This is a genomic window from Sedimentibacter acidaminivorans, from assembly GCF_017873955.1.
In the GTDB taxonomy this organism is placed as follows: Bacteria; Bacillota; Clostridia; order Tissierellales; family Sedimentibacteraceae; genus Sedimentibacter; species Sedimentibacter acidaminivorans.
In genome coordinates this window covers 14,340-35,842 of record NZ_JAGGKS010000004.1, presented here as the reverse complement: position 1 = coordinate 35,842, position 21,503 = coordinate 14,340, and the positions used below count along the sequence as shown (strand labels likewise).

General features: G+C 30.0%; 20 protein-coding genes and 1 tRNA gene. 19 read left to right on the top strand and 2 right to left on the bottom strand.

Features of this window, described 5'->3' with window-relative positions:
* Window positions 1–12 precede the first annotated feature (12 nt).
* Both J2Z76_RS07540 and J2Z76_RS07535 read left to right on the top strand, forming a co-directional pair.
* Window positions 13–3,468, top strand: coding sequence for an FAD-dependent oxidoreductase (locus J2Z76_RS07540; protein ID WP_209511427.1), 3,456 nt, complete (start codon window positions 13–15; stop codon window positions 3,466–3,468).
* A 384-nt stretch (window positions 3,469–3,852) separates the two neighbouring features.
* Window positions 3,853–4,455, top strand: a complete 603-nt coding sequence (locus J2Z76_RS07535; RefSeq protein WP_209511426.1) for a class I SAM-dependent methyltransferase — start codon at window positions 3,853–3,855, stop codon at window positions 4,453–4,455.
* Between the two features lie 29 nt (window positions 4,456–4,484).
* Here the strand turns inward: J2Z76_RS07535 and J2Z76_RS07530 are convergent, their stop codons facing one another.
* Window positions 4,485–5,288: a YihY/virulence factor BrkB family protein gene (locus J2Z76_RS07530; protein WP_209511425.1), complete on the bottom strand. Its 804-nt coding sequence runs from the start codon at window positions 5,286–5,288 to the stop codon at window positions 4,485–4,487.
* A 234-nt stretch (window positions 5,289–5,522) separates the two neighbouring features.
* Here J2Z76_RS07530 and J2Z76_RS07525 point away from each other — a divergent pair, with 234 nt between their 5' ends.
* Window positions 5,523–6,377, top strand: coding sequence for a 3-hydroxybutyryl-CoA dehydrogenase (locus J2Z76_RS07525; protein WP_209511424.1), 855 nt, complete (start codon window positions 5,523–5,525; stop codon window positions 6,375–6,377).
* A gap of 202 nt (window positions 6,378–6,579) precedes the next feature.
* On the opposite strand, the gene J2Z76_RS07520 is transcribed toward J2Z76_RS07525, so the two are convergent.
* Window positions 6,580–7,116, bottom strand: coding sequence for a GbsR/MarR family transcriptional regulator (locus J2Z76_RS07520; RefSeq protein WP_209511423.1), 537 nt, complete (start codon window positions 7,114–7,116; stop codon window positions 6,580–6,582).
* Window positions 7,117–7,453: 337 nt separating this feature from the next.
* On the opposite strand from J2Z76_RS07520, the gene J2Z76_RS07515 reads away from it, so the two are divergent.
* The 16 genes from J2Z76_RS07515 to hslO all read left to right on the top strand — a co-directional run bounded on the left by J2Z76_RS07515 (window position 7,454) and on the right by hslO (window position 21,410).
* Window positions 7,454–8,671 carry a quaternary amine ABC transporter ATP-binding protein gene (locus J2Z76_RS07515; protein ID WP_209511422.1) on the top strand — a complete coding sequence of 406 codons (1,218 nt, stop codon included), beginning with the start codon at window positions 7,454–7,456 and terminating at the stop codon, window positions 8,669–8,671.
* The gene (locus tag J2Z76_RS07510; protein WP_209511676.1) at window positions 8,640–9,479 is read left to right on the top strand and encodes an ABC transporter permease; all 840 of its coding nucleotides are present in this window, start codon (window positions 8,640–8,642) and stop codon (window positions 9,477–9,479) included. The genes J2Z76_RS07515 and J2Z76_RS07510 overlap by 32 nt, the downstream gene beginning before the upstream one ends.
* Before the next feature lie 23 nt (window positions 9,480–9,502).
* A complete protein-coding gene (locus J2Z76_RS07505) occupies window positions 9,503–10,411 on the top strand; it encodes a glycine betaine ABC transporter substrate-binding protein (protein ID WP_209511421.1) in 909 nt (302 codons plus the stop codon).
* 159 nt (window positions 10,412–10,570) lie between these two features.
* On the top strand, window positions 10,571–12,250 hold the full coding sequence (locus J2Z76_RS07500; RefSeq protein WP_209511420.1) for a glutamine--tRNA ligase/YqeY domain fusion protein: 1,680 nt from the start codon (window positions 10,571–10,573) through the stop codon (window positions 12,248–12,250).
* 211 nt (window positions 12,251–12,461) lie between these two features.
* A complete protein-coding gene (locus tag J2Z76_RS07495) occupies window positions 12,462–13,613 on the top strand; it encodes a class I SAM-dependent methyltransferase (protein ID WP_245210380.1) in 1,152 nt (383 codons plus the stop codon).
* 85 nt (window positions 13,614–13,698) lie between these two features.
* The gene (locus J2Z76_RS07490; RefSeq protein WP_209511419.1) at window positions 13,699–15,126 is read left to right on the top strand and encodes a sigma-54 interaction domain-containing protein; all 1,428 of its coding nucleotides are present in this window, start codon (window positions 13,699–13,701) and stop codon (window positions 15,124–15,126) included.
* Window positions 15,127–15,191: 65 nt separating this feature from the next.
* Entirely contained in the window at window positions 15,192–16,331 is a 1,140-nt protein-coding gene (locus J2Z76_RS07485) for a THUMP domain-containing class I SAM-dependent RNA methyltransferase (RefSeq protein WP_209511418.1), read from the top strand.
* Window positions 16,332–16,497: 166 nt separating this feature from the next.
* A complete protein-coding gene (locus J2Z76_RS07480) occupies window positions 16,498–16,923 on the top strand; it encodes an NUDIX hydrolase (protein WP_209511417.1) in 426 nt (141 codons plus the stop codon).
* 11 nt (window positions 16,924–16,934) lie between these two features.
* Entirely contained in the window at window positions 16,935–17,930 is a 996-nt protein-coding gene (gene whiA, locus J2Z76_RS07475) for a DNA-binding protein WhiA (RefSeq protein WP_209511416.1), read from the top strand.
* The gene (locus tag J2Z76_RS07470; protein ID WP_209511415.1) at window positions 17,899–18,165 is read left to right on the top strand and encodes an HPr family phosphocarrier protein; all 267 of its coding nucleotides are present in this window, start codon (window positions 17,899–17,901) and stop codon (window positions 18,163–18,165) included. Before whiA ends, J2Z76_RS07470 begins: the two co-directional genes overlap by 32 nt.
* A gap of 88 nt (window positions 18,166–18,253) precedes the next feature.
* On the top strand, window positions 18,254–18,997 hold the full coding sequence (locus J2Z76_RS07465; RefSeq protein WP_209511414.1) for a peptidylprolyl isomerase: 744 nt from the start codon (window positions 18,254–18,256) through the stop codon (window positions 18,995–18,997).
* Between the two features lie 110 nt (window positions 18,998–19,107).
* A tRNA-Leu gene (locus J2Z76_RS07460) sits at window positions 19,108–19,192 on the top strand.
* A gap of 52 nt (window positions 19,193–19,244) precedes the next feature.
* Window positions 19,245–19,505, top strand: coding sequence for a hypothetical protein (locus tag J2Z76_RS07455; RefSeq protein ID WP_209511692.1), 261 nt, complete (start codon window positions 19,245–19,247; stop codon window positions 19,503–19,505).
* A 39-nt stretch (window positions 19,506–19,544) separates the two neighbouring features.
* Window positions 19,545–19,754: an alpha/beta-type small acid-soluble spore protein gene (locus tag J2Z76_RS07450; protein ID WP_209511413.1), complete on the top strand. Its 210-nt coding sequence runs from the start codon at window positions 19,545–19,547 to the stop codon at window positions 19,752–19,754.
* Complete coding sequence (locus tag J2Z76_RS07445) at window positions 19,735–20,469, top strand: class I SAM-dependent DNA methyltransferase (RefSeq protein ID WP_209511412.1); 735 nt, start codon at window positions 19,735–19,737, stop codon at window positions 20,467–20,469. The genes J2Z76_RS07450 and J2Z76_RS07445 overlap by 20 nt, the downstream gene beginning before the upstream one ends.
* 56 nt (window positions 20,470–20,525) lie before the next feature.
* Window positions 20,526–21,410 carry an Hsp33 family molecular chaperone HslO gene (hslO, locus tag J2Z76_RS07440; RefSeq protein WP_209511411.1) on the top strand — a complete coding sequence of 295 codons (885 nt, stop codon included), beginning with the start codon at window positions 20,526–20,528 and terminating at the stop codon, window positions 21,408–21,410.
* Window positions 21,411–21,503: the final 93 nt, after the last annotated feature.

Sequence of the window (21,503 nt, the reverse complement as noted above, 5' to 3'; positions counted from 1 at the left end):
AGGAGCAAAAAAGTGAGTTTAGTAAAATTTAATATAAACGGTAAAGAAATAACTACAGTTGCTGGTAAAAACATATTAGAAGCAGCTTTGGAAAACAATATAGAAATACCTCATTTGTGCCATGATGAAAGAATTGAAGCTTATGGTGGTTGTGGTTTGTGTATCGTAGAAGTTGAAGGCATGCCTAAATTGGCTAGAGCTTGTTCAACTCCTGCAACTAATGGAATGGTAATAAGTACAGAAACAAAAAGAGTTGTTGGTGCGAGAAACATGGCATTACAAATGCTTGTATCAACTCATAGAGGCGATTGTAAAGCTCCATGTACACTAGCATGTCCTGCACATACTGATGTTCAAGGATATGTTGGATTAGTAGCCAATAAACAATATAAAGAAGCGTTGAAATTAATAAAAGAAAAATTACCATTACCAGCAAGTATAGGTAGAGTATGTCCTCATCCATGTGAAGCGGATTGTAGAAGACAATTAGTTGAAGAGCCAATTTCAATAGCATGTGTTAAAACTTTTGCTGCTGATAAAGATTTAAATGATGATGCAGTATATGTACCAAGTTTAAAACCTTCTACAGGTAAAAAAGTTGCAGTTGTTGGTGCTGGACCAGCAGGGTTATCAGCTGCATATTTCTTGTTAAGAGAAGGACATGAAGTTGAAATATTTGAAGCAATGAAAAAACCAGGTGGAATGATGAGATATGGTATACCAGAATATCGTCTACCTAAAAGTGTAATAGATGCAGAAGTAGCTGTAATTGAAGCTATGGGAGCAAAATTAAATTATGGTGTAAAAGTTGGAGATGATATAACTCTTGAACATTTGCAAAATAAAAATGATGCTGTATTTTTAGGAATTGGTGCTTGGAAAAGCTCATCACTTAGATGCGAAGGAGAAGAAACTCCTGGAGTAATGGGTGGTATAGATTTCTTAATAGATGTAGCTGAAAACAAGCCTGTTAAATTAGGTAAAAAAGTTATAGTAGTAGGCGGTGGAAATACTGCGATGGACGTTGCAAGAACAAGTATACGTCTTGGCGCAGAAGAAGTTAGAGTTGTTTATAGAAGAACTGAAGATGAAATGCCTGCTGAAAAAATTGAAATAAAAGAAGCAAAAGAAGAAGGCGTAATATTCTCATTCTTATCAGCTCCTAAATTGGTTTTAAGTGACGGGGAAAAAGTAATTGGACTTAAATGTGAAAAAAATGTTCTTGGGGAAAAAGATGCATCAGGCAGACAAAGACCTGAACCAACAGGCGAGTTTGTTGAATTTGAAGCAGATACTATTATAGCAGCCATAGGACAAGAAGTTGTTTGTGGTAATATAAATGTAGGCCAAGGCAAAAAGAAAAATATTGAAGTAGACCAATTAACATTCCAAACTAATATCAAAGGTGTTTTTGCAGGCGGAGATGCTGTAACAGGACCTAAAATAGCTATAGATGCTATCGGTCAGGCACAAAAAGCTTCTAAAGCTATAAATAGTTATCTTGCAGGAAAAATTATGCCTGTTTATGACTTACCTCTTGTATATCAAGATGATTTAACAAAAGAAGATTTTAAAGATAGAGAAGTAATTAATAGAGTTGAACATCGTACTGTTGACGCTCAGGTTAGAAAAACTAATTTCCAACCAATTCTTCCAACTATGACAGAAGAAGAAGTATTAAAAGAAGCTTCAAGATGTTTAGAATGTGGATGTAAAGATTACTTTGGTTGCCAGCTAGTTGATTATATCAAAACATATGAAATAGACACAACTAAGGATTATGGAAAGAAAGATAAAAAACAAAAAGAAACAGATCATCCATATATTGATCACAATCAAGACAAATGTGTACAGTGTGGATTGTGTGTAAGAACTTGTCAAGATGTTGTTGGAGCTGCTGCTTTAGGACTTGTAAATAGAGGATTTGAAACTATTATTGCACCTGAGTTTGAAAACAGTTTAAAAGACACTGATTGTATATCATGCGGTCAATGTATTGATGTATGCCCAACAGGAGCTTGGTTAGAAAGAAGACAAAATATTAAAGAGATTCCTCTTGACTTACAAAAAACTAAGTCCGTTTGTAGTTATTGTTCTATAGGTTGTGAAGTTGTATATGAGCATAAAGATAATGTAGTTTACAAAGCTTCTAATTTAGAGGGAATAAAAAATACTATTTGTGGCAAGGGTAAATTTGGTATCGAGCATATTAATGATGCTCATAGAATTCTTGAGCCAAAAGTAAGAATTAAGGGTCAATATGAGCCGGTATCATTTGACACATCCCTTTATGAAGTTTCTAAAAGATTAAGAAGTATCCAAAACTTATATGGTGAAAATCAAGTTGCATTTGTAGTATCACCTAAGTTGACAAATGAAGAATTAAAAAATATAAGTGCTATAGCAAAAGAAATAGGAACAGATATAAAAGGTTCATTCCTTATTAATCAAGAATCTGGAATTGAAACAGTATTAGGTACAAATAAGTCAACACTAGGATTTGACGAATTAAGTTCATCTGATTTAATTATATCTGTAGGGCAAGTTTATGAGCATCATCCATCATTAGGTATAAAGCTTAAAAAGATTTCTCAAAACACAAAAATGATGTCAGTATCTACTGAATCAACTAGAATGAATGATTGGTCAGAAAAACTTGATGTTAAAAATTATGAAATATTCTTTGCAGGTGTTCTTAAATCATTAATAGAAAAAGGTGCTGTTAAAGAAGAAATATTAAATAAATTTAGTAATGGTGAAGAGCTTAAAAATGTAATTTCTAAAGTTGAAGTATTAACTTCTATGGAAAGAGCAGCTGAGGCATATAAAAATGCTAAGAAGCCAGTTATTGTTGCAGATGAAAACACAGTTCAAAATGAAGCTTTGAAAGTATTAGCTGATATAACTGTATTGACTGGAAATGATAATAAACCTAATAGAGGATTAATAATCACTAAGCCTAAAGCAAATAGTCAAGGAGCATGGAACCTTGGTTTTAGAACTTCAGGAGATGAGATAATTAATTTATTAAGAAATGAAGAAATTAAAGGATTAGTAGTTATTGGTGAAGATATAATATCAAATAATCCTGAATTAAAAGAATCATTAGAGAAATTAAAATTATTTGTTGCATTTGATGTAATAGAAAATGATACTACTAAATTAGCAGAGTTTGTATTACCACTTTGCAGTATAGCAGAAAGCAAAGGAACATTAGTAAGTGCAGATAACTCTGTAAAAGTGGTTGTAGAGGCAATCAAACCATTGAGCGGAAAATCAAATCTTCAAATGTTTGAAAAAGTAGCTGAGCTTTTGAACACTGAAGCATTAGATGATGTGGAAGCAGAGTGTGAAAAAGGGCTATACATTCCTAAATTTGTTAGTATGAAAAAAGAGTATAAGATTTATGATACGGTAGAAAAAGCATATATTTCAAAATTGAAATCAAATTGCGTAAAAGTTCAGTAGTAAGTATAAAACAGAATTAAGTAATTAAGTTTAAGTTGTTTAGTATTTTAGGAATACCCATATTGTGACACTCTAAATTAGAGTTTCAAGTTATGCAGGTTCTAATCTCGATTGTGACGCGTATTAATTAACGACTCGTAATTGAATACTAATGTAATAATAAACACAAAAAAAGTTGCGTAGCAACTTTTTTTGTGTTTATTATATTAATATTACTACAAATAAGATATAATAAATACAATTAATGAAACAAAGACATAAGTCTTTGTATTGATGTATTTATTGAATCGTTGTGATGCAAGCCGTTATCTGGCTTGCTTTATGATATAATAAATACACAAATGAATGAGTACTTTATATATAATAAAGAAAACGGAGGAACAAATGGAACAATATTTTACTAAAAATCCAGAAACAAAAAAAGAAATATATAAATTTGATTGGAATATAGGAAAGGATAGATACTTTTTTTATTCAAGCAATAGTGTTTTTTCTAAAAATGGGTTAGATTTTGGATCGATGCTCTTAATAGAAACTGTAATAAATGAAAATAAAAATTTCAATGGTAAAATTCTTGACATGGGATGCGGATATGGACCCATAGGAATTATAATTGCAAAAGCTATTGCAAATTCAAATGTGACAATGGCAGATATAAATGAAAGGGCACTAGAACTAGCAAATATGAATGCAAAGGAAAATAATGTTGAGACTAAAGTAAAGATAATAAGCTCATCATCATTCGAGAATATAAATGAGAAATATGATATTATAGTTACCAATCCTCCTATTAGAGCTGGAAAGGAGGTCGTATTTTCATTTTATGAGGGAGCATATAATCGTTTAAACGAGGGTGGAAAACTTTACGTTGTTATACAGAAAAAACAAGGAGCTCCAAGTTCAAAGGATAAAATAAAGAGTTTATTTGGTAACTGCGAAGTTGCAGACAAAAAATCAGGCTACTTTATCTTATGTGGCGTGAGATAATGTGACATGTTTCAACTGTCTCATTGCATTTAGTTTGATTTATTATGTATTATAGCATTGATTTCAGCACCTAAAAGGAATATTAAGCATGATAGGTAAATCCATATTAATAAAATGAATACACCAGACAGGTTACCATATATGTTATTATAAAAAATACTTCTTTTATTTATATAAATTGAAAATATAATTGAGCCGATTATACACCCAAATGTTGCAAAAATAGCACCAGGCAAAACAGAACGAATGCGTACTTTTTCATAGTCAAGAAATTTGTATGTAAAAGAAAATATAATAATTAAAAGTAGTAGAGGAAGCACATATCGTAAAATATTAACTATTATGAAAAAAACTTCATTTAATAAAGATATTTTTTGTAGAAATAAAATTAAATGATTGCCTGCAATAACAAAAAAGAAAACAACTTGAAGAGAAAACATTAGGGCAAATGTAAATAAAATTCCTTTTATACGAATAAAAAAATAATTTTTTCTAATAGGATAATCATAAGCTTTATTTATCCCTTTTATAATGCTTACACTTCCAGAAGAAGAAGACCAAACTAAAGCTAAAATGCTTACAGACATGTAGGATTTATTATAGTTTCCGCTTGATTGTTTTACAATATTAAATATTATGTTATATGCGTCTTGTGGTATGATTTGTTTAGATGCATCTAATAAATAATAGAAAAAAGAAGTATAGTATCCAAATATAGAAATAAGCATAATGATAAAAGGAAATATACCTAGAATTATATAATATGAAAATTGTGCGCTTAAAGAAAAGATATCATCTTCTTCAAATTTTTTTAAAAGTTTTAGTATGTTCATGTAATCACCTATGATATATTTTTTTTTAGTATACGCGAATAAATTTCTATTATTAAATTTTATAAAATTCATAATAAAGTTAACATATGAATGTAAATGAAATTATAAAAGTTGTAATTTTTTAATTTCATAAATACTTGATAATATTTCACAAATAAGGTATAATTTAAACATGAAAAATAAGTACGTTATATTGTTAATAATTTAACGTAATAACTTTTAGGAGGAATAGAAATGGAATTTAAACAAATTTGTGTTGTTGGCACTGGAACTATGGGTAACGGAATAGCTCAAACATTTGCGCAAGCTGGTTATTCGGTTGTTTTTAAAGGTAGATCTGATGCTTCTTTAGACAGAGCTATGGGTTCGATTGAAAAGAATCTATCAAAAGCAGTTTCAAAAGGAAAAATGGAAGAATCAAAGAAAACTGAAATCATTGGAAATATAACAAGAACACTATCTTATAATGATTGTAAAGATGCTGATTTATTTGTAGAAGTTGTTGCAGAAGACATGGTAACAAAACATATGATTTTTGGTGATATTGAAGCTGTTGCAAAAGAAGAAGCAATTTTAGCTACTAATACTTCTTCATTGTCAATAACAGAAGTTGCAGCAGGTACTAAAAACCCAGCAAGAGTAATTGGAATGCATTTCTTCAATCCAGTTCCAGCTATGAAGCTTGTTGAAGTAATTAAAGGTCAATTAACTTCATCTGAAGTTCATGAGTCAATAGTTGAATTATCAAAATTAATCGGTAAAACACCTGTAACTATAGAAGAAGCACCTGGATTTGTTGTTAATAGAATATTAATTCCATTAGTAAATGAAGGTGTAGGTATTTTAGCTGATGGTGTAGCATCAAAAGAAGAAATAGATGCTGCTATGAAACTAGGAGCTAATCATCCAATGGGACCTTTAGAATTAGGCGATTTGATAGGATTGGATGTATGTTTAGCTATTATGGAAGTTCTTTATAACGAATTTGGTGATACTAAATATAGGCCACATCCATTGTTAAAGAAAATGGTTAGAGCTAACTTACTTGGTAGAAAAACAGGTAAAGGATTCTACGACTACAGTAAATAAACAATAATAGTATAAAGAAGTAAGAATTTCAGTTATAAAATGCACCCTATAGAATGGACAATAAAAAAGTCTACCCTATAGGTAATGTTATAGAGCTAAGAATTATTATTAAAAGAGCAGAGTATTTAAAATACGATGTTCTTTTTTTTATGTATTTTAGAGATATTATAAAAAGGAAATTAACTAGTAACATTATAATCTTTTATACTTGGCGATCTTCAATTTTTCCCTGAATTTCTACTAATATAAGTGAAAGCCATTTGTAGAAAGTAATAATACTATCTATTTTAAGCTGATATTGTAATATCGATTCTTGTATTTCTGAATCAGCAGATTTCGTTGAAAGATTATTTAGCTGGATTAATAGTTCATTAAATGTTTTTAAGTTTCGTTTAATTACAAAGTTCCATTCATCCAAAAACGTATCTGAGAACACTTTGTATAAATCCTGTTCTACAATGTATAAATCTTTTCTAGTTCCTTTTTTCCAAACTTTTTCAACCATTTTGTTGTCTAACAAACTGTGAATCCCCATACTCATTGATGTTTTACTCATTCCCAATAATTGACTCATAACATCCAAAGTCATTGGATTATTTTCAAGAAACATAATTGAAAACAAACGAGATTCCGATAAGGTTAAATCATAAAGGTTAATTAACTTAGATAAAGTTGAAATTGATTCGTTTTTTATGTTTTCGTATTCATTTGAAATTAATTTGTTGTTGTTTTTTGTCATTGAAGGCAATCCTCCTTGTATTATTCATAACATTATTATAACACGAGATATATTATATAGTATAGTAATAAAAAATAAAGTCAAGAAAAAGATTCAGGATTAAATTGGAGTAATTAAGAGCGATGTTAAGAATACTCTAAAATAATTATGTACAGAATAAACTGTACGTAATTAAAATACTATATAGACGGATTTTACGGTTGTAATTTTATATAAAGTCTAGTATAGTATATAACTGTAATGTGAAAAAAAGATTTTGTATAATAATTAATAATTATTGTATCTTGAATAAATCTTAGAAGTTTAAGTAAAATATAGTGTAATCGAGGTGAATAAAATGTTAAAAATTGAAGTTAAAAAGTTAACCAAGGTATTTGGTAAAAATCCAAAGCTTGGTATAAAACTATTAGAGGGAGGAAAAACAAAAGCAGATATTTTAAAAGAGACGGGTATGACTGTTGGGGTAAACCAAGTATCGTTTAAAGTCTTTTCAGGAGAAATATTTGTGATTATGGGATTATCAGGAAGTGGGAAATCTACTTTAGTTAGATTAATTAACCGTTTGATTGAGCCAAGTGCAGGAAGTGTATTAATTGATGGTGAAGATTTAGCAAAAATGGATAAGGCTGAATTAATAAAAACAAGAAGAAAAAAGTTAAGCATGGTTTTTCAAAAATTCGGATTATTTCCACATCGAACTATTCTAGAGAATACTGAATATGGGTTGGAAGTTCAGGGTTTTGATAAAAGTGAAATGCGTAATAAAGCCCTTAATTCATTAAAAATGGTTGGGCTTTTGGGGTATGAGGAACAATATCCAAGTCAATTATCGGGAGGAATGCAGCAAAGAGTTGGTCTTGCAAGAGCATTAGCTACTGATACTGACATTTTGTTAATGGATGAAGCTTTTTCAGCTTTGGATCCACTAATACGTAAAGAAATGCAGGATGAACTTATAGATTTGCAATCTTCTATGCAGAAAACAATTATATTTATTACACATGATTTAGATGAGGCATTAAAGCTTGGGGATAGAATTGCATTAATGAAAGATGGAGTAATAGTACAAATTGGTACACCCGAAGAAATAATGACAAGTCCAGCAAATGATTATGTAAAAAAGTTTGTTCAGGATGTGGATCGGTCTAAAGTGCTTACAGCTCAGAATGTTATGATACGTCCAGAAACTATACAGGTTGAAAAAGATGGTCCGCGTACTGCATTGCAACGTATGATGCAAGCGGAGATATCTAGTATTTATGCAACTAATAAAAATAAAGAACTCATAGGAATTGTAACTGCTGATGCAGCATCGGAAGCAATAAAAAGTGGCAATAAAAACATATATGATATAATTGAGGCTAATGTACCTTTAGTTAGTCCAGATTTACAATTAAATGACCTGTTTAATGTAATATATAATTCGCAAGTACCGGTAGCGGTTGTTGAAGATAAAAAATTAATAGGAATTATTATTCGAGGTGCCGTATTAGCTGCACTAGCTGGAAATGAGGTGAATCATGATGATACAAATACCCCAAATACCCATAGTTGAGTTTGCTGATATAATTGTAGCTTGGCTAAGGAGTAATGCTCAATGGTTTTTTGAGCCAATAAAGAAATTTTTAGATGTAATTGTAAGTGGTTTAAGTGAAGGGCTGATAGCAATTCCACCATTTATATTTATTTTAATAATGCTTCTTATAACTGTTTATATTACCAAGAAAATAGGTGGGTTATCTATATTCGTTTTTTTGGGATTATTATTAATTCATAATCTTGGTTATTGGGAAGGAACTATGCTGACACTCTCGCTGATTTTAACTGCTAGCATGATATCAATTATAATTGGTGTTCCGCTAGGAATTTGGATGTCGAGGAGTATAGTTGTACAAAATGTGGTAACGCCTATATTGGACTTTATGCAGACAATGCCTGCTTTTGTGTATTTAATACCTGCAGTATCATTTTTCGGTATAGGAATGGTACCTGGGGTTATTGCTTCTGTAATATTTTCAATGCCACCAGTTGTTAGATTAACCAATCTTGGGATACGTCAAGTGTCAACAGAACTAATCGAAGCGGCAGATGCCTTTGGTTCTACACCTAAACAAAAACTATTTAAAGTACAACTTCCCATGGCGAAAACTACAATAATGGCTGGTGTAAATCAAACTATTATGTTAGCACTTTCAATGGTTGTCATAGCTTCTATGATTGGAGCAGATGGATTAGGTGTTGAAGTTTTTAGAGCAGTTACTAGAAATGAAGCAGGACAAGGTTTTGCTTCAGGGTTGGCTATTGTTATACTGGCTATAATACTAGACCGGATAACACAGTCATTGAATATAAAAAGAAAATAAATAAAAACTTGGAGGAAATTAGTATGATTAAAAACAAATTGAGGAAATTAGGTATTTTAACGTGTGTAGTTTTATCTTTAGCCGTTGTAGGTTGCAGTAGTAATGAGCCAAAAAATGACACAGAAAATGCAAAAAGTGAAGAAGCTCTAGGGAAACAGTTAGATTATAAGATAACTGGTATAGATGCTGGTGCGGGAGTTGTTCAGGCAGCAGAAAAAGCTGTTGAAGAATATGGATTGGATTATAATGTACAGACTAGTTCGGGTGCTGCTATGACTCAAGCACTTGCAGATGCAATAGAAAATGAGGAACCAATTATTATAACAGGTTGGTCACCTCACTGGATGTTTGCTAAATATGATTTGAAGTATTTAGAAGACCCTAAGGGTGTTTTTGGTGGAGCTGAACATATAAATACAATCGCTCGTCTGGGATTAAAAGAAGATAAAGCAAATGCGTACAATATATTAGATAAGTTTTATTGGACTTCGGAAGATATGGAGACAGTAATGCTACAAGTTAATAATGGAGCAGATGTTAAAGAAGTTGCAAGACAATGGATTGATGATAATCAAGATAAAGTAAATGAATGGATTGCTGATGCAGAAAAAGTAGATGGTGATGAAGTGAAATTAGCTTACGTTGCATGGGATACAGAAATCGCATCTACTAATGTTATTGGGTTAGTGTTGGAAGATATGGGTTACGATGTTACGCTTACACAAGTGGATGCAGGACCAATGTGGGCTGCAGTTGCAAGTGGAGATGCAGATGCAATTGTTGCGGCATGGTTACCAGGAACTCATGAAAAATATATGTCTGATTACAAAGAACAGGTTGAAGACCTAGGTCCAAACTTGGAAGAGGCAAAAATTGGTTTAGTTGTTCCTGCATATATGGATATAAATTCAATAGAAGATTTAACTAAATAATTTATAATAAAAAATAAGTCTTTTATAGGGCTTATTTTTTTGTATTATAATATATATCAAAAAATATCCTTGAAAAATTGCGAAATTGTGGTAATATAATAAAAAAGATTATAAATATTATAGAAATGTTGATATGCTTAATATATTAGGAGGAATTAAATGAGCGAAAATAATTCGAATGAAAACAATAACAGGGAATCGGTAAACTTTATACAAAAAATTATAAATGAAGACAACATAAAAGGTACATACGATTCAAGAATATGCACAAGGTTTCCACCAGAACCTAATGGATACCTTCATGTTGGTCATGCAAAATCAATTTGCTTAAATTATAACATTGCAAAGAAAAATAATGGTACATTTAATTTAAGATTTGATGATACAAATCCATCAAAGGAAGATGATTCGTTTGTTGAGTCTATAATAAAAGATGTAAAGTGGTTATGCCCTGAATGGGAAGGCAAAATACTCTATGCATCAAATTATTTTGATAAAATGTACCAGTATGCAATAGAGCTGATAAAAAAAGGCTTGGCTTTTGTAGATGACCTTTCAGCTGATGAAATTCGTGAGTATAGGGGAACATTAACTGAACCAGGAAAAGAAAGTCCACATAGAAATAGAACTGTTGAAGAAAACCTAGATTTATTTGATAAAATGAAAACTGGATTATATAAAAATGGAGAAAAAGTTCTTAGGGCTAAAATTGATATGTCTAGCCCTAATATAAATATGAGGGACCCTGTAATTTATAGAATTCTTAAAGAATCTCATCATAATACAGGTGATAAGTGGTGTATTTATCCTATGTATGATTTTGCACACCCTATAGAGGATGCTATAGAGGGGATTACACATTCTATATGTACTTTGGAATTTGAGGATCATAGACCTTTTTATGATTGGATTTTAAGTAATCTTGATGATTTTAAAAAAGCACCTACAAAGCAAATAGAGTTTGCAAAGTTGTATCTTACAAAAACCATGATGGGTAAAAGATATCTAAAAAGAATGGTTGAAGAAGGATATGTTGATGGATGGGATGATCCACGTATGCCTACTGTAACAGCACTTAGAAGAAGGGGATATACACCAGAGGCTATAAATAACTTTTGTGAAGCAATAGGAGTTTCAAAAGCTCAAAGTGTTGTTGATATAGGGATGCTTGAACATGCAATTAGAGATGATTTAAGTTTTAAGGTGCCTCGTACTATGGCAGTTTTAGATCCAATTAAGGTTGTAATAACAAATTATCCTGATGACAAAGTAGAGTATGTTGAAGCTGAAAACAATGCTGACAACCCAGAAATGGGAACTCGAATGATTCCATTTAGCAAAGAGGTTTATATAGAGAGGGAAGATTTTATGGAAAATCCCCCTAAAAAATATTATAGGCTTTTCCCAGGAAATGAAGTTAGATTAAGAAATGCTTATTTCGTTAAGTGTGAAGATTTTGTAAAGGATGAAAATGGGAATGTTTTAGAAATTCATTGCACATATGATCCAGAAACAAAAAGTGGAACAGGATTTAAAGGTAGAAAAGTGAAGGGAACTCTTCATTGGGTATCTGCAAAGCATTCTATTGATGCTGAAGTAAGATTATACGATTATATGATGAATGATGAAGATTATGATAAATCTAATTTCTTAGAGAAACTTAATCCTAATTCTAAAGTTGTATTAAAGAATTGTAAGGTTGAACCAACTATGGCTGATAAAAATGTTGGTGATAGATTTCAATTTATGAGACATGGGTATTTTATTATTGATAAAGATTCAACTAAGGATAATATTGTTTTTAATAGGATTGTTTCGTTGAAGAGTAGTTATAAGTAGTGAAAAATAATATTTTATTCTTCCTGCTAAAATTTTGGAAATTGTAACTTCGAATTACAAAACAATGGCACACATACGCTTCGCTAAATGTGCCAAAACTGTTTTGTAATTCTCGTACAATTTCACAAAATATGCGCTAAGTCAGAATAAAATATTATTTTTCACAAGGCAAGGGACAGGTAAAGGAAGGTAAGAAGGGTTAGGTATAATTTTGAATGTAGAACAAATAATTGAACAATGTATTAGTGAGGGGAAGTTTATATATAGCATATTTACAACTCCAAGAAAAAAGTCAGAAAATCCGTATAAAAAAATAACAGCGAGAGCAATTGAAATAAAAGAAGAAAAAGTGATTCAACTTGAAAAGTATACCGAAACAAAAGTTTTTCATGAGAATTTAAAATATGAAAATGCGGGTGAGATAATTTTTGAATTAATCAAAAATGAGTATAGAAATATTAATTTGTTTACTGAAGATTCTGATTATCAGCTTATTGTTAGTAAAAAAGGTAGTATTAAAATGATAGAAAAGGAACCTTCAAAACAGTTGTTACTGATGGAACATAATAAGAAAAAACAATATATAATTAATGAAGGCGAACCATGTAGCTTTCTTGTTGAACTTGGGGTTATGAATCAAGAAGGTCTTGTATATGCTAAAAAATATGATAAATTTAAACAAATTAATAAATTTTTAGAAATAGTGGATGATTCTTTAAGAGATAGTAAACTTAGCGATAATTTTATGATAATTGATTTTGGATGTGGTAAAGCATATCTTACATTTGCTCTATATCACTATTTTTATAATGTTAGGAATATGAAGGTTAGGATAATAGGATTGGATTTAAAAGAAGATGTAATTGAATTTTGCAATGAAACCTCAAAAAAGCTTGGCTATAAAAATCTAGAGTTTAAAATTGGTGACATAAAGGATTTTGTCTACAAATCAAAAGTAGATATGATTGTTACACTTCATGCGTGTGATAATGCAACAGATGCTGCATTATTAAAGGCGATTAATTGGAATACAGATATAATTTTGTCAGTACCTTGCTGTCAACATGAATTTTATAATAAAATAGAAAATGAAAATTTAGAACCAATGTTGAAACATGGGCTCATAAAGGAAAGAATGTCGTCATTGGTTACAGATTCTTTAAGAAGTTTGTTTTTAGAAACAAAGGGGTACAAAGTTCAATTGCTTGAATTCATATCAATGGAACATACACCTAAAAATATTTTAATAAAAGCTATAAAAACTAATAAAGAAACTTCTAAAGCAAAGCATCAATACGAAGAATTTAAAAAGTTTTGGAATTTAGAAAATTTGTTTATAGAACGTGGAGATATTAATAGATAAACTGTAGAACTAAAAACTATAGTATAATAATATAAATTTCAAGAGAGCAGTTGAAGCAAAACTATGTTTAAAGAGGTGAATATTAATGATTTTTAAATCTAATTTCAATGAACATGACCAAGAAATGTTTGAATATATTTTAGATAATATTCCAGATTCTATAACTATTGTTGATGAAAAATGTAAGGTTATATTTTTTAATTCAACTGCAGAAAAGTACTATGGAGTATCTAGGCATGAAATTTTAGGAAAAGATATATTATCGTTTTTTCCAGGGGCCATTTTACCTAAAGTTTTAGATAAAGGCTCATCATATTACAATGTATACAATAGTCCTAGACAAAATAGCTACATAGTTTTAAGTGCTGCACCACTTCTTGATAAGTCTGGAAATATAATCGGGGCACTGGCTAGGGATAGAGATATTACAGAAATTGTTAAGCTAAGTGATTTGCTTAATAAAACTCAACTTAGTTTGTTACAGTTAGAAAAAGAATTTTCAAAGATATCTTTAACGGGTGAATCTTATTTTAGTAAAATTATAAGTAATAATTCTTCTTTTATTCAGGTGATTAACATTTGTAAGAATATTTCTAAAACTCCTTTGAATATACTTTTAAGAGGGGAAAGTGGTACAGGAAAAGAATTATTTGCAAAAGCAATACATTACGAAAGTGGTCGAAAGGGTAAATTTATTCCTATAAACTGCAGTGCTATACCAAATGAGTTGTTTGAAAGTGAATTGTTTGGTTATGAACCAGGAGCATTTACAGGTGCTAAAAATGTTGCTAAAAAAGGGAAATTTGAAGAAGCTGAAGGAGGAACATTATTTCTTGATGAAATTGGGGATATGCCTATTGAGCTTCAACCGAAGTTGTTGAGGGTTTTAGAAGATGGTGAAGTAACTAGAGTAGGTGGAAACAAGGCAATAAAGATTAATGTAAGAATTATTTCTGCAACTAACAAAGAGATTAGAGATTTAATTAGTGAAAACAAGTTTAGAAGGGATTTATATTATAGACTTGATGTTTTTCAAGTGAATATTCCTCCACTGAGAGATAGAAAAGGAGATATAGTTCTGCTTGCTAATAAATTTCTTCAAGAATTTTGTATGGAACAAGGAATAAATATTATAGAAATTCCAAAAGATATTCTTGATATATTCTTTGCTTACAGTTGGGAAGGCAATGTTAGGGAACTAAGAAATATTATTCAAAGCTCGGTTGTATATGCATCTCAAAGTGGAAAAGGAAAAATTGAAAAAGAATTTCTACCTAGTTATATGCAAAAAATAAAAGTTGATAGAATCGGTAAAATTCTAAATTTATCAGAAATTAAAGACTCGGAGAGCGGTTTAGAGGAATATATGTCTAGTATAGAAAAAAGAATAATATTAGAAACTATGAAGGATTTAAATAATAATAAATCAGAAGTAGCTAAAAAACTAAAGTTACCGAGGGCAACATTATATTATAAACTAGAAAAGTACAATATAGCAGTGAGTGAAAAATAGAGGGGATCCTTGTGGTCTTATGATGTTAAACAATAAAGAACTTTTTTTTAAAAGAAAGGAAAACTATGAGTAAAATAAAATTAGCTGCAATTTCAGCCTTTGGATTGGAAGCAATAGTAAAAAGGGAACTACAGGGGCTTGGTTATGAAAATGTAAATACTGACAATGGATGGATGTATTTTGATGGAGAAATAGAGGATATTCCAAGGACAAATATTAACTTAAGATGTGCAGATAGAGTAATGCTTGTTATGGGTCAATTTGAAGCACTTAGCTTTGAAGAACTTTTTGATAAAACATATGAATTACCATGGGAAAAATGGATAACAAAAGATGGAAAGTTTACAGTTAAAGGAAAATCAGTTAAATCAAAACTTTATAGTACTCCAGATTGTCAAGCAATAGTAAAAAAAGCAGTATCTAAAAAGTTATGTGAAGAATATGATGTGCAATGGATGCCAGAAACAGGGGAAGAATACACTATATTAATATCAATACACAAAGATATTGCAACAGTTTCTATTGATACTACAGGAGCTAGAGAAGGATTGTTTAAAAGAGGTTATAGAGCAAGATCAACTGAAGCCCCACTAAAAGAAACTATGGCAGCTGCCCTTGTAATGCTAAGTTATTGGAATAAGGATAGGATACTTTATGACCCAATGTGTGGTTCAGGAACAATACCAATAGAAGCCGCTTTAATAGGTAGAAATATTGCACCTGGCTTAAATAGGTCATTTGCATCTCAAAAATGGCCAATTGTAAAAGAGGAATATTGGAAAAAGGTTAAAATAGAAGCAAGGAAAAAAATAGATCTAGATTCAGAAATAAAAATCTATGCTTCTGATGTCAGTGAAAAGGCAATAAAAATTGCTAAAGAAAATGCAATAGAAGCAGGTGTAGATGATTGTATAGAATTTTTTGTAAAAGATATTAATCAAATTGAAAAACCTATTTGTGAATATGGTATACTGATTACTAATCCGCCATATGGGGACCGTATAGGAGATGTATTAAATATTGAAAATATACATAGAAAGTTAGGTCAAGTTTTTGGTAAAGATAATACTTGGTCTAAATATATAATTACAGCAGTTGAGTCTTTTGAAAATGAATATGGTAAGAAAGCAGATAAGAAGAGGAAGCTCTTCAATGGTGATTTAAAAGTTAACTATTATCAGTATTTTGGAAAAAGGCCAGATTAATTGTTTGATTTATATTTATATACCTAATATTAAATAATTAATGATAAATTTTATGTTAAAGTAGTTGAAATATATTTGCTTTTATTGTAAACTATAAATATATGTTTTATTTTTAATAATATTGTGTTATTATAATAACTACGATATTAGGTAGCGAGGCAATTATATGGTTGAAGAGGTTAGTGCAGGTGGCATTGTTTTTTTTAGAAATAATATTTTGATGCTAAGAAAATTCAATGGAGATTGGGTTCTTCCTAAGGGAAGAGTAGAAGAAAATGAAACAATAAAAGATGCAGCTATAAGAGAGGTCCTCGAAGAAAGTAAAGCAAAGGTAAATGTCATAAAATATCTTGGTAAAATAAATTATGAATTTAATAGAACTTGTTTTAAAGAAAAAGTTAGAATAAACAAACAAGTATATTGGTATCTTATGGTGGCACGAAATATGAACTGCACTGCTCAAAAAAATGAAGGCTTTAGAGAAGCTAAGTTTCTTCCTTTTGAAAGAACATTAATGATTGCTCGTTATGATGATGAAAGAAAAATCATAAAAAAAGCTATAGAGGATATTAAATTCCATTGTTATAAATAAGGGGAGAGAACATGACTTTTTCTTCAGTGATAAAAAATGAATTATCTAGAACAGAAATAACTGATATGTGTTGTGCTAAAGCTGAAATCGCAGCATTATTAAGAACAACAGGGTATATTACACTTAAAGGATTTAACAAAATTGAAATTGAACTTGTAACAGAGAATGCTGCTATCGCAAGGAGAATTTTTAGATTGTTAAAAGTATTGTATAATATGTCAACAGAAGTAAGTGTTAAAAAAAGTAACAGGCTTAAAAAACACAATAGTTATGGTATTAGAATTGAAGAAGAAAAGGTTAAAAGTTTTCTAAAGGATATTAATCTAATAAAAGATGAAGAAATAAACTTTATGAACTTTGATTATGGAGTTCCTTTAGGTATATTGAAAAACGATTGCTGTAAGAGAGCGTATGTAAAAGCTTCTTTTATGGGATGTGGTTCAATTAGTGACCCTGAAAAATCATATCATGCAGAGTTTGTAAATAACAAAGAAGAACATAGTCAAGGTATTTGTGAACTTTTAAAAACTTATGATATAAATGCAAAAACTATATTTAGAAAAAATTATTATATTACATATATAAAGGAAGGTGAGCAAATATCTGATTTAATGGCAGTTATGGGCTCTCATAATGCACTTCTAAATTTTGAAAATGTGAGAGTAATAAAAGAAACTAGAAATAGAATAAATAGGGTTATTAATTGTGAAACAGCTAATCTTGACAAAATAGTAGATACATCAATGAGGCAAATTAGACAAATAAAAATTTTAAAGAAATACAAAGCCATAGATAAGCTACCTGAAAATTTAAGAGAGCTAGCATATTTAAGATTAAAACATAAAAATGCAAGTTTAAAAGAGCTTGGTGAAATGTTAGACCCGCCCCTAGGTAAATCAGGTGTGAATCATAGATTAAGAAAAATTGAAGAAATTGCTGAAGAATTATTAGAACAGGAGAAGAGAGGTGTAAAATATGAGATCTCAAAAAGTAATATTAAAAAATAAAATTGGATTGCACGCTAGACCGGCAGCCATATTTGTTAAAAAAGCAAGAGTTTTTGATAGTGAAATTATTATTAAAAAAGGAATACAAGAGGCTAATGGAAAGAGCATCATTAGTATAATGGCACTTGGTGCTATGAAAGGCGATGAGCTGATAATATTAACCAAAGGTTCAGATGAAGATAAATGCATAACAGAATTATCAACATTATTAGAATCAATGGACGAAGAAGAATAAAAATAAACTAATCAAAAAGGGGGGTCTTGTGCCCTCTTGTTTATTATATAAGCAAAACTAAAATACAAAATAAAAATTAGGAGTACAAATGGATAATAAGTTAATAGCAGTTGTAGATGGAAGAGAAGTAAGAGAGTCAGATTTTAGGTTGTTAATGAATAATTTAGGACAAAATGCACAATATTTTCAAGGTGAAGAAGGAAGAAAAAAATTAATTGAAGAGCTTGTGATGCATGAATTGGTGTATTCAGATTCAATTGAAAATGGTTTGGATAAAGATGAGGAATTCATTAAAGCACTTGATACAATGAAAAAGTCAATGCTTCAACAATATGGATTGAGCAAAATGTTAAATAAGGTTACTGTATCAGATGAAGAAATAGAAGAGTATTACGAAAAGAATAAACATTTGTTTAAAACAAATGAAATGGTGAAAGCAAGCCATATTTTAGTTGATACAGAAGAAAAAGCAAATGAAGTTTTAGAAGATTTAACAGATGGTTTATCATTTGAAGAAGCAGCACAGCAGTATTCAAGTTGTCCTTCTAAAACAGCTGGTGGAGATTTGGGTCAATTTGGCAGAGGACAAATGGTAAAAGAATTTGAAGATGCAGCTTTTGCAATGAAAAAAGGTGAAATAAGTGATCCTGTTAAAACTCAATTTGGATATCACATAATTAAATTAATTGACCATGTACCTGCTAGAGATTCAGAATTAGAGGAAGTTAAAGAAGACATAAGAAAAAATTGTGTTATGGCAAAGCAAGATAAAGTTTATATAAACAAAAAAGAAGAACTAAAAAACAAATATAAAATAGAAGTATTTGAATAATAAAAAGGTCCAAAATTTGGGCCTTTTTCTAAAATTGTTTATAAAATTCATTGCTAAATAAGCAGTATTGTGATAATATATTTTTTAGTTAAATTAATAAAATAGAAATTGCGGATATGGCGAAATTGGCAGACGCGCACGGTTCAGGTCCGTGTAGGGCAACCTGTGCAGGTTCAAATCCTGTTATCCGCACCAAAATATAAGAAATTATGACAGCTACGATAATAACATTCTCATAGCTGTATTTTTGACTAGTTTTGTGACTTTTGTAGCTACATCAACAGCTTTTTATTTAGTTCAGATATTAGTTGCAGTAGTATTTAAGAAGGGTCAATTACATTTTGTAGGAGTGAGTATAGTGGAAATAAATTATACAGCAATATTTATAACGTTAGTAGTAATGTTTTTTGTGATAATCATTAGTATTCAGTATACTTTAAATAAAATTTTTGTGGTTTTAAAGGAAATAAAGGCAATTTTAATTTTAAAAGGTGAAAAGAGGGAATAATTTTTTCGTTTAAATACATAATATTTATATAAAGATATTATGGAGGATAACATGGCGAAAAAAAAGAAAAAAGAGCTTACACCTAATGACATTATGAAACTTGAAATAGCTAAAGAGATTGGCTTGATGGATAAAGTTGAAGAATTGGGGTGGGGTGGCTTGACTGCAAAAGAAACAGGTAGAATAGGAGGAATTATGACCTCTAAAAAAAAGAAAAGGAAGTTGGAAGATGCAAAAAAACAGCTATAAGGAATTCTCGCAAATATATGATTTGCTTATGAATGATATAGACTATGAAAAATGGACATCTTTTTTAATAAGTAAAATAGGTCTAAATAAAAATAAGATATTAGAAGCTGCATGTGGTACAGGTAGTATTACATGTATTTTGTCTGAAAATAATTATAAAGTTACTGCATTTGATTTGTCTGAGGACATGCTTATGAGAGCTTATGATAAACTCGGTAGAAACAGAGGGGTCAAACTTTTAAATCAAAACATGATAGATTTTGAAATTGATGATAAATTTGACGCTGCAATTTGTTGTTGTGATGGTATAAATTATTTAAAACGAAATGAAATATTGTTATTCTTTAATAGAATAAATAAGCACCTTAATAGTGGAGATAAATTTATTTTCGATATTAGTACAGTATATAAATATAAAACTATGTATAATGAAAATTATGTTTATGATGATGGAGAGGTTTTTTATGTTTGGGAAAATATGTTTAGTGAAGATAGTAATTCTGTAGACATTGAAATTAATTTTTTCATTAATGATTCAGAAGAAAAATATGATAGAATAACAGAAATACAAACTCAATACATATATTCTGTTGATGAAATACAAAATATTTTAAGAAGTACTGGATTTAATAACATAGAAATCTATGATGACTATAATGATGTAGCTTATAATAAAGAATCACTAAGGGCAGTTTTTTGTTGCATCAAAATGTAGATATTTTAGATTTTATTTAACTAATCGAGCAATTGAAAAAGGAAAGGAAAAAAATAATGGATTACATGATAAGAGCAATGGATAAGAAAAAATCTTTTAGAATTTTTATGGCGAAAACTACTGAAACAGTAGAAAAGGCTAGGAAACATCATAATACAACACCAACAGCCTCAGCAGCACTTGGAAGAACTCTTACTGCGGGATTAATGATGGGATATATGATGAAAAACGATGAAGATAAAATTACTATTAGAATAAACGGTGGAGGACCTATTGGTAATATCCTAATAACATCGGATAATAAAGGTAATATAAAAGGATATGTAGATAATCCGAATGTTGACGTAGATACTAAAGAAAATGGCAAGCTAGATGTAGGTAAAGCAGTTGGTATAGATGGAAAGGTCACAGTAATTAAAGATATAGGAATGAAAGAACCGTATGTAGGTAGTACGGATATTGTAACAGGAGAAATAGCTGAAGATATTACAATGTATTATTGGTTATCAGAGCAGCAGAATTCTGCAGTAGCACTGGGTGTTTTAATTGATAGAGATTATAGTATAAAGTCCTCAGGTGGTTTTATAGTTCAGACATTGCCATTTATTGAAGATGAAGATATAGCTTTGATAGAGAATAAATTAAGCAGCATTAAATCTGTGTCTGAGTATTTTGATAATGACAGTGATATAGAAGATATTGCAAAGGAAATTTTCAAAGAGTTTGATATTGAAATAATGGAAAAAATACCAGTTGGTTTTAACTGTGATTGCTCTTATGATAGGATGGAAAAGGCACTTATATCATTAGGAAAAGATGAATTAAAAAAAATAATCGAAGAAGATGGTCAAGTAGAAGCTGTTTGTCATTTCTGTAATGAAAAATATTTGTTTGAAGGTGAAAAATTAATAGAGTTGTTAGATAGCATTGAGACACGATAATTCGTGTCTTTTTCATTTAGTTAAACACATATGTTTTATTGAAAAAATAACATAAAATTACTAAATCCAAAAATGTTACTAAAAGTAATAATG

Coding starts and splice junctions, on each gene's coding strand:
- J2Z76_RS07470 (WP_209511415.1), top strand. CDS start 17,899: ATGAGATCTCAAAAAGTAATATTAAAAAATAAAATTGGATTGCACGCT.
- J2Z76_RS07505 (WP_209511421.1), top strand. CDS start 9,503: ATGATTAAAAACAAATTGAGGAAATTAGGTATTTTAACGTGTGTAGTT.
- J2Z76_RS07520 (WP_209511423.1), bottom strand. CDS start 7,116: ATGACAAAAAACAACAACAAATTAATTTCAAATGAATACGAAAACATA.
- J2Z76_RS07515 (WP_209511422.1), top strand. CDS start 7,454: ATGTTAAAAATTGAAGTTAAAAAGTTAACCAAGGTATTTGGTAAAAAT.
- whiA (WP_209511416.1), top strand. CDS start 16,935: ATGACTTTTTCTTCAGTGATAAAAAATGAATTATCTAGAACAGAAATA.
- J2Z76_RS07450 (WP_209511413.1), top strand. CDS start 19,545: ATGGAGGATAACATGGCGAAAAAAAAGAAAAAAGAGCTTACACCTAAT.
- J2Z76_RS07465 (WP_209511414.1), top strand. CDS start 18,254: ATGGATAATAAGTTAATAGCAGTTGTAGATGGAAGAGAAGTAAGAGAG.
- hslO (WP_209511411.1), top strand. CDS start 20,526: ATGGATTACATGATAAGAGCAATGGATAAGAAAAAATCTTTTAGAATT.
- J2Z76_RS07480 (WP_209511417.1), top strand. CDS start 16,498: ATGGTTGAAGAGGTTAGTGCAGGTGGCATTGTTTTTTTTAGAAATAAT.
- J2Z76_RS07445 (WP_209511412.1), top strand. CDS start 19,735: ATGCAAAAAAACAGCTATAAGGAATTCTCGCAAATATATGATTTGCTT.
- J2Z76_RS07500 (WP_209511420.1), top strand. CDS start 10,571: ATGAGCGAAAATAATTCGAATGAAAACAATAACAGGGAATCGGTAAAC.
- J2Z76_RS07490 (WP_209511419.1), top strand. CDS start 13,699: ATGATTTTTAAATCTAATTTCAATGAACATGACCAAGAAATGTTTGAA.
- J2Z76_RS07530 (WP_209511425.1), bottom strand. CDS start 5,288: ATGAACATACTAAAACTTTTAAAAAAATTTGAAGAAGATGATATCTTT.
- J2Z76_RS07510 (WP_209511676.1), top strand. CDS start 8,640: ATGATACAAATACCCCAAATACCCATAGTTGAGTTTGCTGATATAATT.
- J2Z76_RS07485 (WP_209511418.1), top strand. CDS start 15,192: ATGAGTAAAATAAAATTAGCTGCAATTTCAGCCTTTGGATTGGAAGCA.
- J2Z76_RS07525 (WP_209511424.1), top strand. CDS start 5,523: ATGGAATTTAAACAAATTTGTGTTGTTGGCACTGGAACTATGGGTAAC.
- J2Z76_RS07535 (WP_209511426.1), top strand. CDS start 3,853: ATGGAACAATATTTTACTAAAAATCCAGAAACAAAAAAAGAAATATAT.